The organism is Streptomyces sp. CC0208 (assembly GCF_003443735.1).
GTDB classification, from domain to species: domain Bacteria; phylum Actinomycetota; class Actinomycetes; order Streptomycetales; family Streptomycetaceae; genus Streptomyces; species Streptomyces sviceus.
This window is the reverse complement of sequence record NZ_CP031969.1, coordinates 539829-556602: the sequence shown is the minus strand read 5'-3', so window position 1 is coordinate 556602 and position 16774 is coordinate 539829. Positions and strand designations below refer to the sequence as shown.

The following is a 16774-nucleotide window of genomic DNA, read 5'->3' as shown; positions in this document are numbered from 1 at the left end:
GCATCCGGAAGCGCACGGGATGCCCTGATGATCCGAAAGGCGTGTAATGGGAGTACTGCTTTCCCGGGTACGGCAGGGAAGACGATGCCATGGCCAGTACGCGAAACAGTCCCAAGGGCGGCCTGCGCAGACTGGGGGAGTGGTGCGCCCGGCACTTCGTGATCGTCCTGGTGGCCTGGCTCGTGGCACTGGTCGCCCTCCAGTTCCTGAACCGGTCCTTCGGCGGCGACTATTCCGACAACTTCTCCCTGCCGGGCGTCCAGTCGCAGAAGGGCCTCGACGTACTGAAAAAGCACGACCCGGCGGCCGGGGGTTACGGCAGCCAGATCGTGCTGCACGACGGTGACAAGGCGCTCTCCTCGCTGAGCTCGCAGATGTCCACGACCGTCACCGACCTGCAGAAACTGCCGCACGTCCTGTCGGCGCAGAACCCGCTGTCCACGCCCGCCTCGAAGGTCGGCCCGCTGTCCTCGGACGGGAAGACGGCGTACATCACGATCCGCTTCGACGTCCAGCCCTCGACCCTGGGCGACGGCTACCTGCACGGCGTCGACAAGGCCGTGCAACCCCTGCGGTCGGCAGGCGCGGACGTCGAATACGGCGGTCCGCTCGGTGAACTCGCCCGGCCCGCAGCCGACGACAGGGTGAGCGAACTGATCGGCTTCGGAGTGGCGATCGTCGTGCTGCTGGTGGGCTTCGGCAGTGTCATCGCCGCCGGGATCCCCTTGGTGACCGCGTTGATCAGCGTGATCGGGGGGCTCGCGTGCCTGGGGCTGCTGGCGTCGGCGTTCACGTTCGCCACCGTTTCGCCCACCCTGGCCACGATGATCGGACTCGGCGTCGGGATCGACTACGCGCTCTTCCAGCTCACCCGTCACCGGCAGAGCCTCATGGACGGCCAGGATCCGGTCCACTCGGCGGGCCGGGCCACCGCCACCAGCGGACGTGCCGTACTCGTCTCCGGCTGCACGGTGATCATCGCCCTGGCCGGGCTGTCCGCGTCCGGGGTGTCCTTCATCGGGCTGCTCGGACTCGCCGCCGCGGTGACGGTCGTCTCCGCCGTCCTGGGCGCCCTCACCCTGGTCCCGGCGCTGCTGGGCCTGATCGGCAAGCGGATCGACCGCTACCGGGTGCGCAAGCCGGTCGCCGAGACCGACGCCGCCGGGGGTGAGACGGCGCAGGGGACCTGGCATCGGTACGCCCAGCGGGTCGAGCGGCGTCCGTGGCGTTACCTGGCCGCGGGCGTGACGGCCGTCGTCGTCCTCGCCATCCCGGTCTTCTCCCTCCAACTGGGCCACATCGGTGACGGCGCCGACCCGACCTCCTTCACCGACCGGCGGGCCTACGACCTCATGACCGACGCCTTCGGGCCCGGCTCCAACGGCCCGCTCACCGTCGTCATCGACCAGACGTCCGTACCGTCCTCCCAGCGCTCGGCCCTGTCCTCCCAGGCGCAGAAGACCCTTTCCGGTGTGTCCGGCGCCGCCGCGGTGACTCAGCTGACCCCCACCAAGGACGGGGACGTCCTGCTCGCCACCGTCTACTCGAAGCAGTCCCCGCAGAACGCCACGACCACGGATCTCACCAACCGCCTGGTCGACACCACCCTGCCGACCGCGGTCAAGGGCACCGACGCCAAGGGGTACGTCACCGGCACCACCGCCGCCCAGGTCGACTTCCGCGACATCGTCGCCGGCCGGCTGCCCCTGATCATCGGCGTGGTCGTCGCCCTCGCCTTCCTGATCATCCTGGCCGTCTTCCGCGGACTGCTCGTCGCCGTGAAGGCGGCCGTCCTCAACGTCCTGTCGATCGCCGCCTCCTACGGCGTCGTCGTCGCCGTCTTCCAGTGGGGCTGGGGCGGTCCCGCGCTCGGCGTCTCCGGCAAGGTGCCCATCGAGAGCTATGTGCCGATGATGATGTTCGCGATCATCTTCGGACTGAGCATGGACTACGAGATCTTCCTGCTCTCCCGGGTGCACGAGGCCTGGCTGCGCACCGGGGACGCCAAGGGCTCCGTGGCCCACGCCCTGGAGATCACCGCCCGGGTCATCACCTGCGCGGCCCTGATCATGGTGAGCGTCTTCGCCGCCTTCATCGTCAGCGACAACATCGTGGTCAAGATGCTCGGACTGGGCCTCGCGGTGAGCGTGCTGATCGACGCGACCGTCGTACGGCTGCTGATGGTCCCGGCCGTGATGACCCTGCTGGGACGGCACGCCTGGTGGACGCCCCGCTGGCTGGACCGGATGCTCCCGCACATCGACGCCGAGGGTGAGCAGGACGAGGAGGGGACGGTCAGCGGGTCTCCGGGGCGACGGGCGCGAGAACGAGCATCGTGACGTCGTCCTGGAGCGCCGGGGTGTAGCGGACGAGGTCGGCCCAGACCCGCTCGATGAGATCCGGGAGGTCACCCGCGAACCCGGTGATCCGGTCGAGCAGCGGATAGAAGGCCCCGGAGGCGTCGCGTGCCTCCCAGACCCCGTCCGAGGCCAGGAAGAGCCGGTCCCCGGGCCGCAGCGGGACCGTGACCCCGGTCGGCGGTGAGACGTCGGAGAGGCCCAGGCCGAGCGGGGTGCCCACTGGGACGTCGAGTGCCACGGCCCGCCCGTCGCGCAGCAGAACCGGACCGGCCTGCCCGCACGCCACGATCCGTACGGCCGTCTCGCCGGCGCCGAACTCCAGCACCACCGCCGTCGCGAACAGCTCCGAGTGCCGTACGGCCGCGGAGTCCACCACCAGCCGGCGATCCAGCCGCGCGGCCACCGACTCGGGATCCAGCAGGTCAAGCACCGCCTCCCGGAACGCCCCCAGCAGGGAGGCCACGGTGGCTACGGCCGACAGCCCGTGCCCCTGCACATCGCCCATCACCGCCCGGACCCCGCAGGGCCCCTCCCGCACGTCGAAGAAGTCGCCCCCGACCAGCGTCCCGTGCTGCGCGGCCCGGTACAGCCCCGCACACCGCACGCCCGCCACCCGCTCGGGCAGCGGCGGCACCACGGCCCGCTGCGCGGCCTCCGCGACCGCTCGCTCGGTCACCAGCTGGGCGTCCCGCCGGCTCCGGACGAACGACACGACCACACTCAGCGCCGCGACGAAGCCGACGGTCAGCACATCGGTGCTGCCCGGATCGTTCAGCCGGAACACCGGCACGCTCAGCACGACCAGGACGAGCCCACCGAGCACGGCGGTCGCCAGCGGTCGGTACGACAGCACGGCCAGCGGCGGGATGGCTCCCAGCAGGAACCCGATGTCGAGCGGATCCGGGCTCGCGAGGGTGGCCGCGCACACCCCCGCCAGCAGCGCGACGGGCAGCACCCGCACCCAGCCCGGCGGCGGCGCGCCCCGCAGCCAGCTCTTCCGGTCCCGGTCGCGCACTCTGCTCACACCACCACGCTGCTACGACCCGCCCGGCCCCGCACGCCGAACCGTGGCTAGAACGGGGTGAGCGTCAGCCGGATCCCCGTCGGTGCCGTGTCCTGGACGTAGGAGGCGAAGTCGGCCACGTCGTCGAAGGCGAAGCCGTACGCCTTGCCGTCGGCCGTGGCCGCGTGCACGGCCCTGGCGTAGTGGTTGGTGAGCGCGCTCCGGTAGAAGGAGGCGGGGTCGGTGGTCGGCTGCGCGGAGGTGCTCACCAGGGTCGACCGGTTGAACCCCGCACCGAGCACCGCGGCGACCGGCCCGGTCGTGCCGTTGTTGGGAGCGGCGAGCGCGCCGTCGCAGAAGAGCACGTCCCGTGTCGACGGCCGGGCGAAGGAGACCTGCGCGGGCCCGGTGAACACGAGCTGCCCGCCGCGCACCCGGCCGGTGAAGGTGCCCGCGTTCGTGGTGACGGTCACGTCCTTGCCGGTGTACGTGCTCCACACCTCGTCGATGTACGGCGCGAACCAGTCCGCCGGGAACAGGCCGGCGTCCAGCCCGTGACCGGGCGCGATGATCCGCGTGTCGTCCACGACGAGCGGCGCGAACTCCTCCACCTGGCGTACGGCGGCGAAGGCACCGTCCCGCCCGGCGGCGCGCAGGGTGCCCGTCGTCTGGTCCTGGGCGCCGGTCAGCCGGATGCTGAGCGGCACGCTGAACATGTCCACCATGGTCGTGTTGCAGAACATGCCCGCCGAGTTGTACGTGAACTCCGCGCAGTCGTGCAGCACCGGGTAGTTGGGATCCGTGGCCACCCAGCCGGCCGGGTACTGGAGGGCCGGGTTGCCGTTGCCGTCGGTGACGACCTTGAACTTGAGCTTCGCGCCCAGGGAGACGTAGATCCGGCCGGACAGGTGGGGGAGGGACAGGCTGGTCTCGCCGCTTGCGGCCAGGTCTATCGCGTAGTCGGTGTACCCGTCGGCGCCGTTGTCGGAGAGGGCGACCGGAGCGAGCGTGCCGTCCGGGGTGACACGGACCTGCCTGCCGTCCTGGTTGCCCACGATGTAGACGTGGACGTTCGCGTTGTCGAAGGCGCCCGTGTCGTTGACGACGGTCAGCGGCAGCGCCCCGGCCGCCGTGGTGCGGTTGCTGTCGGCGAGGGCGTGGGGGGCCAGTGAGGCGACGGCCGGGGCGGCAGCCATCGCGCCGCCGAGGGCGAAGAGGACCTTGCGGCGGCCGAGCCGGCGCGGGTGACGAGAGGTCATGTGGGGGTCTCCTCGGATTCTTGAGAGCGCTCTCATGTGGGGGGTGAGGCCTGATGGTACGGACCATGGGTGCCGCGGCCCATACGTCGGACAGCGCTTAATCCGGTCTTGAGGCCCGGTTAAGTGGCGCCATAGGCGCAGCAGTTGGCCGCGGAAAGCCGGTGGACGCGGCCCCGGGGATCCCGTAGCGTGAGCCGCCACGCCTCGAGACCAGCGGAAGGAGGCGAGTGCCATGCAGTTCACAACCGTCCAGCGCTCCCTCTCCGTCGTCCCGGCGTGCCTCGTCTGACCGGGAGCGCTCCACGCAGTACGCCTTCCGGAGGAATCCACCCATGACCGATCTGGTCATTCGCGCGCTCGACGAGCGCACAGCCCACCTCTTCGACACCCTTCCCGACCCTCTCGACGCCCGTGAGTCCCACCGGCTCACCCGGCACCGCCCCGACTGGAAGCGCGTCGCCCTGCGCGACGGCAAGGTCGTGGCACGCGGCGCCTGGTGGGGCGGGCCCGACGACACCGCGCCCCTCAACATCAACTGGTTCGACGTGGCCGAAGGGGAGGAAGAGGCCGGCGCCGAACTCCTGCGCACCGCGCCCTGGCAGGTCGAGCTGGAGATGAACCTGCCCGCGGGCTGGCGCGAGGAACCCCGGCTGCGGGCCGCCGCCGAGGCCCGCTTCACCGCCACGCAGAAGGCCGGATACGAGCTCCTGGTCGAGCGGTACCTGTACCGATGGACCCCGGAGCACGGGCTGCCCGAGCAGCCCGGACGCCTGGAGTTCCGGCCCGAACCCGACGACGCGGTCTTCTTCGACCTGCTGCGCCGCATCCACTCCGCCACTCTCGACGCGCACTCCCTCAAGGCCATCGAGGAGGGTGGACTCGACCGGGCCGCCCAGGAGGAACTCGACTTCTTCCACTGGTGCCCCTCGCCCCGCGAGTGGTGGCAGATCGCGTACACGAGGCAGGGGGAGGCGGCCGGGGTTCACATTCCGCTGCACAACCCGTCGGGGCCCTGCGTCGGGTTCATCGGGGTGGTACCGGAACATCGCGGACACGGCTACGCCTACGACCTGCTCGCCGAGTGCACCCACTATCTGGTCGAGCAGGGCGCCGAGTTCGTCACCGGCGCCACGGACCAGGGGAACTTCCCCATGGCCGCGAACTTCGCCAAGGCCGGCTATCCCGTCGTCCGGGAGCGCCTGAACTACTGGCCGACGCGCACCGCCTGAGCCCTGGTCCGGCCTGGTTCCGGTGGGGCGACGAACCGTTCGACGAGGACGGGACGGGCGGGTGAGGGCCGCCCGCATGCTGTACGTGGTGTCGCGGCGGGCGGGCCTGTCCGGTGTGTGCGTAGTGGGCCTGCCGGCAGGGCGTCGGCCGGTGTCTACGCCGTGCTTGTCGGGGTCCCGCTGTTCAGCAGGGTCTCCGCCTCGACGAGGATCTCGGTGACCCGCAGACCGAACGTGGCGTCGCACGGGTGGGGCCGGCCGGTGCGGGCGGCGGCCAGCAGGCCGTCGGCGGCTCGGAGCACGGCCGGTACGACGCCTTCGGAGGACTCCGGGAGCAGGGCGACTCCGCCCGTGCCCCGGAGTTCGACGCCGGCTCCCGCGGCCGCGGGCGGAGCCGTGAGGCTCAGGGTCAGGGTGCTCGACGCGCCGCCGGTGTGCCGGAGGACCAGGTGGACGGTGTCCCCGGGACCGTGCGCGGCCGCCGCCACCTCACGGACCTCGCCCAGCACCGGCAGCAGCACCGACAGGGCGTGCGGACCCACGTCCCACAGGGCGCCCTTCTCCTGCCGCCAGGGCGAGTCGGCGAACGGGCTCTCCTCGGTGAACACCGACCCGAGCCATTCGGCCCGCCCCGTGAACCAGCCCTCCACGCCCGCCTGTTCAGCGATCCACGCCTCGGTCTCGGTGAGGAAGCGCGAGGTGAAGAACACCACCGAGGCGACCCCGGTCTCCCGGACGGCCTCGACCACCGCCCGTCCCTGCTCGACCGTCGTCGCGAGGGGCTTGTCCAGCAGCAGATGGCACCCCGCCCGTGCGGCCCGTGCCGCGAGGCCGGCCTGCACGGCCGGCGGCAGGGCCACGGCGACGGCGTCCACGTCGGCGAGCAGCGCGTCGACGTCGTCGTACGCGCGCGTGCCGTGCTCGTCGGCCAGCTCCTTGGCGGCCTCCGAACGGCGGCCCCACACCCCGACGAAGTCCAGTTCCGGATGCGCGACGAGCGCGGGGGCGTGGGCCATCCTGGCCCAGGGGCCGGTGCCGAGCAGTCCGATACGCATGCCGTCGCCTCTCTCGCCGTGCTGCCGAACCTCACGATGACCGGTCTGGACCATCTGCCGGTCGAGGCGAGGGTGTCACACCGACCGTGCGGAGGCGCAACCCCGTCTCGCCCCCCGGTCGACGCGGGGGTGGCAAGGTCAGGGATTCAGCACTCCAGTCGCTGAATGCGTTCTCGTTCTTCTATTGGACCTCGGTGTGTGCGGCGGCCAGGCTGAGAGGAGCCCAGATCCGCGGGACAGGCGAAAGAGGTCCAAGGTCATGCACACCCGCCGTATCGGTGATGTCGAAGTGAGCTCGATCGGTCTGGGCGGGATGCCCATGTCCATCGAGGGGCGACCGGACGAGGAACGCTCGATCGCGACCATCCACGCCGCGATCGACGCGGGAGTGACCCTGATCGACACCGCCGACGCCTACCACCGGGACGCCGACGAGGTCGGTCACAACGAGACCCTGATCGCCAAGGCCCTCGCCTCCCACGACCGGGGCGGTGACGTCCTCGTCGCCACGAAGGGCGGGCATCTGCGTCCCGGGGACGGCAGTTGGACGCTCGACGGCAGCCCCCGCCACCTGAAGGAGGCCTGCGAGGCCTCGCTGAGCCGGCTCGGTGTGGAGGCGATCGGGCTCTACCAGTTCCACCGCCCCGACCACCGGGTTCCCTACGAGGAGTCGGTCGGTGCCGTGCGCGACCTCCTCGACGAGGGAAAGATCCTCCGGGCGGGCATCTCCAACGCGAACCCCGACCAGATCCGGCTCGCCAACGAGGTCCTCGGCGGCCGGCTGGTCTCCGTGCAGAACCAGTTCTCCCCGGCCTTCCGCTCCAGCGAGCCGGAACTGCGCCTGTGCGACGAACTCGGCATCGCCTTCCTGCCCTGGAGCCCCCTCGGCGGCATCTCCCGGGCGGGTGAACTGGGTTCGGCACACGCTCCGTTCGCGCGGATCGCCGAGAAGCACGGGGTGAGCCCGCAGCAGGTCTGCCTGGCGTGGATGCTCGCCAAGTCGCCGGTGGTCGTGCCGATCCCGGGCGCGAGCCGCCCCGAGACTATCCGCGACTCGCTCGCCGCGGCCGATCTCGTGCTCGCCGAGGACGAACTCGCGGAGCTGGACGCCGCCTGACTCCTCGCTCGCCCAGCGCGGACTGGCACCGGCGATCGTGGTGTCCCTAGGATGGACTCCCTGTCCTGCCGGGCCAGTTGGCGGCACAAGCTGGGGGAAAGATGAGCACCGGAAAGAACCTGTCCACGTCGATCGACGCCTCGGTACCCACGGCCGCGCGCATGTACGACCACTACCTCGGCGGCAAGGACAACTACGCGGCCGACCGGGCGGCCTGCGAGGAACTCGACAAGGTCGTCCCGAGCACCCGCAGGCTCGCGGTCAACAACCGGCACTTCCTCCAGCGGGTGGTGCGGACCCTCTCGACGGAGTTCGGCATCCGGCAGTACCTGGACCACGGCTCAGGCCTGCCCACCCAGGACAACGTCCACCAGGTCGCCCAGCGCATCGACCCCACCACACACGTGGTCTACGTCGACAACGACCCGATGGTCCTCGTCCACGGCCGCGCGCTGCTGGAGCAGGACGAGCGGACCGCCGTGATCCACGCGGACATGCGGGAGACCGATGCGATCTTCGGCCACGAGGAGACCCAGCGGCTGATCGACTTCTCGCAGCCCGTCGCGGTGCTGTTCAACTCGGTCATGCACTGCATCCCCGACAGCGAGACGGACGGTCCGGCCGCCCTGGCACGCCGGGTGCGCGAGCGGCTCGCTCCGGGCAGTTTCATGGTGATGTGCCAGCTCGTCAGCGAGGACCCCGAGGTGCGCGACTTCGTCACCGACTTCATGGACCAGGCGACCCAGGGCCACTGGGGCCGGGTCCGTCAGGAGAAGGACGTCGCCGAGTGGTTCGAGGGCCTGGAGATCCTCGACCCGGGTCTCGTGGAGGTCTCCACCTGGCGTCCCGACACCGAGGTGGCCCCGCGTCAACTCACGCACGAGTGGATCGAGTTCGGCGGGGTCGCCCGAATCGTCTGACCCGCCCACGAACGCCTCCGGCACGACCGCGAAGGCCCCGCGCCGGGGGCGTGCACGCTGGCCGTGCTCTCGATCTGGGCTGCCGGCCGGGCCGCAACGCGCTGCACCTCGCCTCCGTCGCCTGGGGCAGGGAGCGTGCGCACGAGACGGCGGCCGAGGTCCGCTTCGTGTGCGGCGACGCCTTCATCTGCCGCCGCACCGCCGGGTCAGCCGTCCGGCGCTCCTCGAACAGCATCTCGCGCCCGGCGCCCACTTCGGCATCGCCTGCTTCGGCGAACCGTTCCTGTGGACAGGTCTGTTCGGCCGCGACGACTGATCGACCGGGGGCTCCTCAGCCGCCGTACCGCTGCTGCATCGTCTGTTCCAACAGCTCCAGCGAGGCCCGGGGTTCGAGGGCGTCGTCCGCCAGCCGGTCCAGGGCGAGCCGGTACTCCTCCGTCTCGTCCCGGTCCTCCAGGAAGTTGGCGCTCTTGATGTGCTCCAAGTAGACGACGTCCGGCAGGTCGATCCCGCCGAAGCGCAGGTACGTGATCGGAATGGCCGGGGCGGAGGCGTTGGTCACGTCCAAGGGGATGACCTGCAAGGTCACATTGCGGCGCTGGGCCATCTCCACGAGGTGGGCCAGCTGTGCCCGCATGACCTCCCGGCTGCCCAGCACCCGCAGCAGCACCGACTCGTCGATCACCGCCCACAGTTGCGGGGCATCCGGACGCAGCAGCAACTTCGCGCGCTGCATGCGCAGTTCGACGCGCCGGTCCACCTCGCTCGCCGCCGCGGCCGGCAGACCGCGCTGGACCACCGCCCGTGTGTAGTCCGGGGTCTGCAACAGGCCGGGGACGTACTGGATCTCGAAGGTACGGATGGCCGCGGCCGCCTCCTGGAGTCCGACCAGGCGGTCGAACCACTCGGGCATCAGACGCTTGTCGTACCGCTGCCACCAGCCCGGGTCCCCGGCGCGCTGGAGCAGCTTGAGGAGCACCGAGGACTCGTAGTCCTCGGTGCCGTACAGCTCCAGGAGGGCACGGACATCGCTTTCCGACGGGGGCTTGCGGCCCTTGCCGGACTCGATGCGGGACAGCTTGGCGGGGCTGAACCCGAGAGCCCGCGCCGCCTGGTCCTGGGCGAGCCCGGCATCCTCGCGGAATCCGGCCAACTGGACGCCGACCAGCAGCTTCAGCAGGGTGGGAGCCGGTTCGGACCGGTCCAGATACGGTTCCAGGCGGGAGATGCGGTGGGACGCGGCGGACATCCTGACTCCCAGTAAACCGACACAGAGACGACTCACACTATCGCACGCAGTGTGGCCGTACCGCATCATTCCGTAGATGCCGGTGCGGTCACGGGAGTTGGGGCCGACTTCGCCCCGGCCCCGGCCTCCTCACAGCAGGTGGTCGAACTCGCCGTCCTTCGCGCCGGCGAGGAACGCGGCGACCTCGGCCGGGGTGTAGACCAGCGCGGGGCCGTCGGGATCACGGGAGTTGCGCAGCGCGACGCATCCGTCGACCAGTGAGGCCACTTCGACGCAGTTGCCCTCGGCGTTGCTGTGACGGCTCTTGACCCAGCGGGCGTCGAGCGAACTCGCCCGCACTCCGTTCTGCACTGCTGGCACTGCAGTCTCCTTGCTGTTCACGTTCTGTGCCGGGCGCTGTGCCCGGTCGTGCGGGACGGTCAGAGGCGCAACGGCAACCTCCGTGGCCCCATCCGTCATTGGCGCAATTTCTCGTGCAATTGCACGCGGACGCCTTCAGCGTGGATAATAGCTCCAGCGTCAACCCCTGCGGTTGCGCCCCGTCTTGACGTCGCATCAAGGAGATGCCGTGTCGTCACCTGCGAACCACGCGCTCCGGCCGCCGAGCCAGGCTGTGCCGGAGGTGGGTGATGCGGGCCCGGTTGGTGAGACCCTGCGGCGCCCGGGTCCCGCCGCTGGCGGACGGCGGCGGCCGCTGGGGCACGGCCCTGTCGTCTCCGCCGCGCTGCTCATCGGTTGCAGCGCGGAGGGGTTCGCCCGGGCCCGAGCTTTCACCCGCGAGACGCTCAGCTGCTGGTCCTTGGGCCACCGCAGCGACGACGCCACCCTCGTGATCACCGAGCTCGCGGCCAACGCCGTGGCCCACGCGGTGCTCCGGCCCGCGCCGGGAGGTTCGGCCGAGGTGTGGCTGGGGTTGTCCTTCGATCCCACCCATCTGCTGGTGACTGTCTCCGATCCCGGTGACGAGCCGCCCGCGTACACGCCCGGTGATGTCACCGCCCTGCGGGAGCACGGCCGAGGCATGTACATCGTCGACGCCCTGGCCCAGGAGTGGGGCTGGACCTCCCGGCCCCCGGCCGGCAAGACCGTCTGGGCCAAGCTGTCGACCACTCCTCCTCCTTGACATGACCGCCGCGGAAAGGTTTCACGCCATGCGCACCGCTCCGGACCAGCCGAGCAACGAGCGCACCAGCTGCCCCGTGCCCACGACCGGGGTGGCGCGGACCACGCCCCTCGCGGCGCTGAGCCGGGTGCCCTGGGGCGAGATCCAGGACTCCACCGGCTGCGCCGCCGCCATCCCCCTGCTCCTCAACAGCGTGGCCTGGGGGGACCGCGAGACCGCCGGCGCCGCACTGAGCGACCTGCGCAGGCGCATCTGCCAGTACGGCTTCGTCGTCGAGCAGGCCACCGCCGCCACGGTCCCCTTCCTCTGGGAGCTGGCACAACTGCCGCAGGTGACCTGCCGGGCGGAGATCATCCAGCTGCTCAGGAGCATCGCGGGCGCCCGTCAGTGGGAGAGCACGGCGGCCGTCTACCCCAAGCTGCTCAACCACCGTGAGAACCCCGTGGTGTGGGAGCGCCGGGCCCGCCAGGCCGTCCGCGCCAAGAGCGGCGTCCTCGGTCGGCTGATGGCCGACGACGACAGCGAGATCGCCCACGCCACGACTGAGCTCGCCCGCACTCTGGGCGAGTAGGAGTGCTCGTCGGCGCCTGGTGTACTCCTTGCCGACGAAGGGTGGACAGCGCTCGCTCTCGACTCGGCAACCGGAAGGCTGCTGCCCCTGATCGCCGCGTCCGTCATCGACACCGTCGTGCCGGCGTACGCGCGGCGCTACGCGACGCGAACGCGCCGGAGTTGGTCGAACGGCCGCCGCAGGGTCTGGACACGCTGGTCGGCGAGCGCGGCGCCTTGCTGCCGGGCGGGCAGCGCCTGCGCCGCGGCGGGACCTAAACCGCGCTGCACGCCGGACAGGTCGCCCGCACCCCGGCCCGGCTGCCGGGCGTCATGCCGCGCTGCTTCGTGGGACCCGGCGGGGGCATGTCGAATCGTGGTGGGTGCCGCAGCTCGTCCACCAGCGTTCGCAGCACGCGGTGTCGAGTTCGGCGCGCACGATGTCGTCGGCGGCCCCCGCACCCGGCCCGTCGGGGGCGGCGGGCCGGATGCGCATTTCGGACAGAGCGCGCCGCTGGTCGCAGAGCACGCTCTCGCGCACGAGCGCGATGACCGGGACCAGGCTCGCGGCGGCGAACAGACACACGGCCCACGGCGGGCCGGAGCGCAGTGTCTGGACCGCGGTCCAGGCGAGGCCGGTGCTCGTCGCGAGATAGAGGGCACTGAGGAGACCTGCGGAGCGGTTCATGGGCGTATACCGTTCACTGTGCGAGGGATGCCCCTTGTTCAACGGTTTGCGGGCCTTGGGGAAGCGGGTCCGCCCGCACGGTATTGCGCCAATCGCGTGCCGGGGAGCGGTGAAGGGGATTGGGCCGGTGCGGAGGGGGCATACGCAGCGAAAAATTCGAGAGAGGGGCGCTTCGTGCTCATTCCGGACCCGAAGTCCGTCAGAACCCTGCTGACCCGCTACGCGTCACTGAGGATCGCCCAGGCGGAAAGGGACAGGCCGTCGACGGCTCGTGAGCTGGAGGACGTCAGTTACACACTGTGCGTGATGATGGGCACCGCCGATGTCCGCGAAGCGGTCGCCAGGGCCGACGCCCTGCTGCCGGCCGCCGGATGCGCGGACCCGGACGGTGAGAGCAGCCTGCCGCTGGCCGGTTGAGGCCACGCCGGACCCGGCGAGCGGTCAGGAGCGCGCCGCCGCCGGGACGGCGTCCTTCGCGTGGAAGGCCGCGCGGTACGCCTGCGGGGTGGTGCCGACGACCCGGCGGAAGCGTTCCCTGAAGGCCGTGGGCGAGCCGAACCCCGCCTGCCGCGCGATTCGCTCGACCGGGTGACCGGTGTTCTCCAGCAGGTACTGGGCCCGCCGTACCCGGGCCCGCAGCAGCCACTGCAGCGGCGTGCTGCCGGTCTGCTCGCGGAAACGGCGGCTGAAGGTGCGCTCGCTCATCCCCGAACGGGCCGCCATCGCCCCGAGGGTGATCTCGTGGGCCAGGTTGTCCTCGACCCACTCCAGGACTGGCTCCAGCGTCGAACCCCGGGGCACCGGCGGATGGTCGTACACGATGAACTGGGCCTGGCCGCCCTCCCGTTCGAGTGGCATCACCGACATCCGGGCGGCATGCGCGGCGACCGCCGAGCCCAGGTCCCGGCGGATCATGTGCAGACACATGTCGAGGGCCGCGGCCGCACCCGCGGAGGTCAGGATCTGACCGTTGTCGACGTACAGCACGTCCGGCTGGACCTCGACGGCGGGGAAGCGGCGCGCCAGGTCGTCCGCGGCCACCCAGTGCGTGGTGGCGCGCAGCCCGTCCAGGAGCCCGGCCTCCGCCAGCACGAAGGCGCCCACGCACACGGACGCGATCCGGGTGCCGGCCGCCGCGGCCTCGCGCAACGCCGTGAGGACGCGCGGGGAGGGCGGCCCGGCCACCGGGGAGCGTCCCGGCACGACGATCGTGTCCGCCTCCGTGAGGGCTTCGAGGCCGTGCTCGACCCGCAGGGTGAAACCGCCGTCCGCGCGGACCTCCGGCGACTCGGCGCACAGCCGGACCCGGTAGGCGGGGCGGCCGTCGGGCAGCCGCGTCCAGTCGAACACCTGCATGGGCGCCGCCATGTCGAACGGCACCACGTCGTCGAGAACCAGGATCGCCACGGAATGCATGACCGCCACGATAGGCGGATTCCCGCCACGGCCAGGAACCCGGGATCAGGCGGAACTCGCTGTCGGGGGCGTTGGCGGGAATCCGTTGGAAGCTGTCGTTTCAGCCCCTGTGTGATCATCCGGCAGGTACCTAGCGTGGACGGGCACCGCCGACCGCACCGCAGAAGGACACGCCACCCCATGACCAAGTTCCTGCTGGCCCTGCACGTCCTCGTCGCCATCGTCGCCGTGGGACCGGTGACCGTCGCGGCCAGCATGTTCCCGCCCGCGGCCCGCCGGGCCCACGCGGAGGAGGCGGACGTCGGCACGGTACGGCTGCTGCACCGCATCTGCCGGGTCTACGCGGGCATCGGCATCGCGGTCCCCGTCCTCGGCATCGCCACCGGAGCCGCGATGGGCGTCCTGGGCGACGCCTGGCTGACCACGTCCATGGCTCTGACGGCCGCGGCCGCGGGAGTTCTCGCCGCCTTCGTGCTTCCCCGGCAGGGCGAACTCCTCGAGGAGTTGACCGGGCAGGGGAGCGTCGAACACCGCGCGACCGCCCAACTGGCCATGTTCACGGGCATCTTCAACCTCCTGTGGGCGACCGTGACCGTCCTGATGATCGTCCGTCCGGGGTCCACCACCGGCGCATGACCCCCCGCAGGCCGTCAAGCCCGACTCCGGAATTCGCACGTCGGTGCGTGGAGGCGCCTAGACTCGTCAGCCGTGCCCATGCGCGTGGGCCCGCGAAAACGAAAGGCGCGTTGACGGGTGTTCCAGGATTCCCCCATCTACGACCGACTCGTCGCCGAGCGCGGCGACGTCCCCGCTCTAGTCCGCAGGGAGGCCGAGCGCGTACGCAGGGAACTGGAGTACGTCATGCGGCCGCTGCAGTCCCTGATGCCCCCGCCCGTCCCCGAGCGCCCGGCCTCGCCCGGGCAGGGATGGGTGCCCGCCCTGCCGCCGGCCGCCCCGCGGCCCTACTGATCCGGCCTCAGAACACCGCGGAGTCGGCGCCGTTGGCGCGGGAGCGCGGGTCCGGACCGGGCCGGGCCAGCCATTCGGCGATGCTGTGCGCGATCGGCTGGCCCGTCTCCACCTCCACGAAGCCGAACTGCCCCGACTGGTTGCACTCCAGGAACCACCAGGTCCCGTCGCCGTCCTCGGCGAAGTCGAACGCCCCGTAAGCCAGTTCGGCCGCCCGGAGATAGTCCCGGACGGCCGCGGCCACCCGCGGCGGGACTTCCGTGGGCTGCCAGGAGGAGGTGGACGGGGCGAAACGGACATCCACCTCGTCGTCCGCCCCGGTGACCTTCCGGGCGGCCAGCAGCGTCTCGCCCACGACGGTCAGGCGAATGTCGGCCCGCTTGGCCACCCGCCGTTGCAGCAGGGTCGGGCCGAACGCGACGGCCGCGAAGTCGGTGTCCGGTGCGACCCGGCTGGTCGGCACCGCCCGCGGCGGGTCCTGCGGGTGTGCCCCCGAGACCGGCTTGACCACCAGGTCGGGGTAGCGCTCGGCGAACTCCCGGGCCGCCTGCGGGAACGTCGTCACGATCGTGGCCGGGACGGGCAGGCCGCAGCGCTGGGCGAGCCGCAGCTGCCAGGGCTTGTGACGGGCCCGGCGGGCCGCGTCCGGGTGGTTCATCCAGCGGGCGTCGCTGCCCCGGAGCATGCCGTACAGCGCCTGGGCGGACTCCTCGGTCAGCCACTGAGAGGGCTCGGCCGCCCGCGCCGCCGGGACACCCGGGCGGCGGACCCAGATCGAGCGCAGCCCGGAGATGCCCACCAGACGGCCGCCGGCCGACAGGTGGCCGCGGAAGCCGCCGTGCACGTACTCCCCGGACAGCGCGACCCCGTCGGTCAGGTCGGCCGGGTCGAGCCGGACCACCGGTACCCCCGTCGCGTTGAGGTGCACCACGACCATGTCGGCCGTCACGTCCTCTTCGCAGGTAAGAATCAACACGGTCATCGACAGTCGGCCGTGTTCAGTCGTCGAAGTGTGTCTTGGAGCCCGCCGTGCTCGTGGTGGTCCCCAGCTCCCTCATCAGCGCGTGGTCGCGGGCCGCGACCCGGCCGTCCATGAGCACGTTCAACTGCATGCCGGAGTCGTAGACGTACGGAGCGGTCGCCTCCAACGTCGCTGCCGGACGTGCGTAGTTGAGCGCGAACGGTTGCATCGTCTCTCCCTCGCCGGTACTGCCTCTCGCAGACGGACGCCACCCCACGACGCCGTCAGGTCAGCCGACTTCCTTCGGCTTCCAGAGACTTATACGAATCGAACGAGTGATTGGTTTCCTTACCCTGCGTAATCAGGGTCGGCGGGACGCCTCCGGGCCCCGCTCGTCGAGCCGCAGCGCGGCCCGGTCTGCCGGGGAACCGCGCAGGGTGCGCAGGGCGAGCAGCAGGACACCGATGTCATCGAGGTAGACCGGATCCGGCACCAGATCGGTGGGCAGGACGAAGTACAACAGGGCACCCCAGAAGACCCAGCGGGGCCCGGTGGGAAGTCCCGCCCGCCGCAGACCGCGCCGGGTTCTCACGAGCCGTACCAGCAGCCCCACGGCCACCGCGAGCGCCAGCGCCGCGAGCACCACGACGACGACGATCAGTGCTGTGGTCGAATCCACGGGCCGACCTCCTCCTCCGGGCGCCGAACGGCCCGCTCTCTGACGGATTCCCGCTTCCGGTCGCCCTATGGCTCACCGGGGCCGCACTCACACCCGTGGCTCATCCGAGTGGCACGCCGTCGGGTACCCGCTTACGAATGGGTCATCTCAATGTCGCGGTCGCACGACGGGGGCGCAGGGGAGTGACCGCTCTCTTT

19 protein-coding genes and 1 pseudogene are annotated in these 16774 nt (G+C 71.2%); 10 read left to right on the top strand and 10 right to left on the bottom strand.

Annotation, left to right across the window (positions count from 1 at the left end; genetic code table 11):
* Window positions 1-89: 89 nt before the first annotated feature.
* Complete coding sequence (locus D1369_RS02605) at window positions 90-2339, top strand: MMPL family transporter (protein WP_007386700.1); 2250 nt, start codon at window positions 90-92, stop codon at window positions 2337-2339.
* On the opposite strand, the gene D1369_RS02600 is transcribed toward D1369_RS02605, so the two are convergent.
* Together D1369_RS02600 and D1369_RS02595 are read right to left on the bottom strand one after the other, a co-directional pair.
* Entirely contained in the window at window positions 2296-3375 is a 1080-nt protein-coding gene (locus D1369_RS02600) for a PP2C family protein-serine/threonine phosphatase (protein WP_007386701.1), read from the bottom strand. The genes D1369_RS02605 and D1369_RS02600 overlap by 44 nt on opposite strands.
* Before the next feature lie 56 nt (window positions 3376-3431).
* Window positions 3432-4622, bottom strand: coding sequence for a beta-1,3-glucanase family protein (locus D1369_RS02595; RefSeq protein WP_007386702.1), 1191 nt, complete (start codon window positions 4620-4622; stop codon window positions 3432-3434).
* 332 nt (window positions 4623-4954) lie between these two features.
* On the opposite strand from D1369_RS02595, the gene D1369_RS02590 reads away from it, so the two are divergent.
* Window positions 4955-5851, top strand: a complete 897-nt coding sequence (locus tag D1369_RS02590; RefSeq protein WP_007386703.1) for a GNAT family N-acetyltransferase — start codon at window positions 4955-4957, stop codon at window positions 5849-5851.
* A 155-nt stretch (window positions 5852-6006) separates the two neighbouring features.
* Here D1369_RS02590 and D1369_RS02585 read toward each other — a convergent pair whose 3' ends face one another.
* Window positions 6007-6906, bottom strand: coding sequence for a Gfo/Idh/MocA family oxidoreductase (locus tag D1369_RS02585; RefSeq protein WP_007386704.1), 900 nt, complete (start codon window positions 6904-6906; stop codon window positions 6007-6009).
* Window positions 6907-7165: 259 nt separating this feature from the next.
* Here D1369_RS02585 and D1369_RS02580 point away from each other — a divergent pair, with 259 nt between their 5' ends.
* The 3 genes and pseudogenes from D1369_RS02580 to D1369_RS02570 all read left to right on the top strand — a co-directional run.
* A complete protein-coding gene (locus tag D1369_RS02580; RefSeq protein WP_007386705.1) occupies window positions 7166-8023 on the top strand; it encodes an aldo/keto reductase in 858 nt (285 codons plus the stop codon).
* 101 nt (window positions 8024-8124) lie between these two features.
* Window positions 8125-8943, top strand: a complete 819-nt coding sequence (locus tag D1369_RS02575) for an SAM-dependent methyltransferase (RefSeq protein ID WP_007386706.1) — start codon at window positions 8125-8127, stop codon at window positions 8941-8943.
* Window positions 8940-9214: pseudogene (locus tag D1369_RS02570) on the top strand (class I SAM-dependent methyltransferase); the annotation flags it as partial. The gene D1369_RS02575 and the pseudogene D1369_RS02570, both read left to right, overlap by 4 nt.
* 60 nt (window positions 9215-9274) lie before the next feature.
* On the opposite strand, the gene D1369_RS02565 reads toward D1369_RS02570, so the two are convergent.
* Together D1369_RS02565 and D1369_RS02560 are read right to left on the bottom strand one after the other, a co-directional pair.
* Complete coding sequence (locus D1369_RS02565) at window positions 9275-10192, bottom strand: helix-turn-helix transcriptional regulator (protein ID WP_007386707.1); 918 nt, start codon at window positions 10190-10192, stop codon at window positions 9275-9277.
* A 129-nt stretch (window positions 10193-10321) separates the two neighbouring features.
* Window positions 10322-10552, bottom strand: coding sequence for a DUF397 domain-containing protein (locus D1369_RS02560; protein ID WP_118082220.1), 231 nt, complete (start codon window positions 10550-10552; stop codon window positions 10322-10324).
* 208 nt (window positions 10553-10760) lie between these two features.
* On the opposite strand from D1369_RS02560, the gene D1369_RS02555 reads away from it, so the two are divergent.
* Entirely contained in the window at window positions 10761-11315 is a 555-nt protein-coding gene (locus tag D1369_RS02555) for an ATP-binding protein (protein ID WP_037902388.1), read from the top strand.
* A 28-nt stretch (window positions 11316-11343) separates the two neighbouring features.
* Entirely contained in the window at window positions 11344-11886 is a 543-nt protein-coding gene (locus D1369_RS02550; RefSeq protein ID WP_007386710.1) for a hypothetical protein, read from the top strand.
* A gap of 309 nt (window positions 11887-12195) precedes the next feature.
* On the opposite strand, the gene D1369_RS02540 is transcribed toward D1369_RS02550, so the two are convergent.
* Entirely contained in the window at window positions 12196-12552 is a 357-nt protein-coding gene (locus D1369_RS02540; RefSeq protein WP_037902392.1) for a hypothetical protein, read from the bottom strand.
* A gap of 174 nt (window positions 12553-12726) precedes the next feature.
* On the opposite strand from D1369_RS02540, the gene D1369_RS02535 reads away from it, so the two are divergent.
* Window positions 12727-12969: a DUF5133 domain-containing protein gene (locus D1369_RS02535; protein WP_037902394.1), complete on the top strand. Its 243-nt coding sequence runs from the start codon at window positions 12727-12729 to the stop codon at window positions 12967-12969.
* A 24-nt stretch (window positions 12970-12993) separates the two neighbouring features.
* Here the strand turns inward: D1369_RS02535 and D1369_RS02530 are convergent, their stop codons facing one another.
* Complete coding sequence (locus tag D1369_RS02530; RefSeq protein ID WP_118083107.1) at window positions 12994-13968, bottom strand: helix-turn-helix domain-containing protein; 975 nt, start codon at window positions 13966-13968, stop codon at window positions 12994-12996.
* Between the two features lie 180 nt (window positions 13969-14148).
* On the opposite strand from D1369_RS02530, the gene D1369_RS02525 reads away from it, so the two are divergent.
* Both D1369_RS02525 and D1369_RS02520 read left to right on the top strand, forming a co-directional pair.
* On the top strand, window positions 14149-14604 hold the full coding sequence (locus tag D1369_RS02525) for a hypothetical protein (RefSeq protein ID WP_037902398.1): 456 nt from the start codon (window positions 14149-14151) through the stop codon (window positions 14602-14604).
* A 117-nt stretch (window positions 14605-14721) separates the two neighbouring features.
* Window positions 14722-14937, top strand: coding sequence for a hypothetical protein (locus D1369_RS02520; RefSeq protein ID WP_007386716.1), 216 nt, complete (start codon window positions 14722-14724; stop codon window positions 14935-14937).
* A gap of 7 nt (window positions 14938-14944) precedes the next feature.
* Here the strand turns inward: D1369_RS02520 and tgmB are convergent, their stop codons facing one another.
* From tgmB to D1369_RS02505, 3 genes are all read right to left on the bottom strand, one after another.
* Complete coding sequence (gene tgmB / locus D1369_RS02515; RefSeq protein WP_037902400.1) at window positions 14945-15919, bottom strand: ATP-grasp ribosomal peptide maturase; 975 nt, start codon at window positions 15917-15919, stop codon at window positions 14945-14947.
* A 16-nt stretch (window positions 15920-15935) separates the two neighbouring features.
* Window positions 15936-16127, bottom strand: coding sequence for a putative ATP-grasp-modified RiPP (gene tgmA / locus D1369_RS02510; RefSeq protein WP_007386718.1), 192 nt, complete (start codon window positions 16125-16127; stop codon window positions 15936-15938).
* Window positions 16128-16259: 132 nt separating this feature from the next.
* Entirely contained in the window at window positions 16260-16577 is a 318-nt protein-coding gene (locus D1369_RS02505; protein WP_007386719.1) for a YkvA family protein, read from the bottom strand.
* Between the last annotated feature and the right edge of the window lie 197 nt (window positions 16578-16774).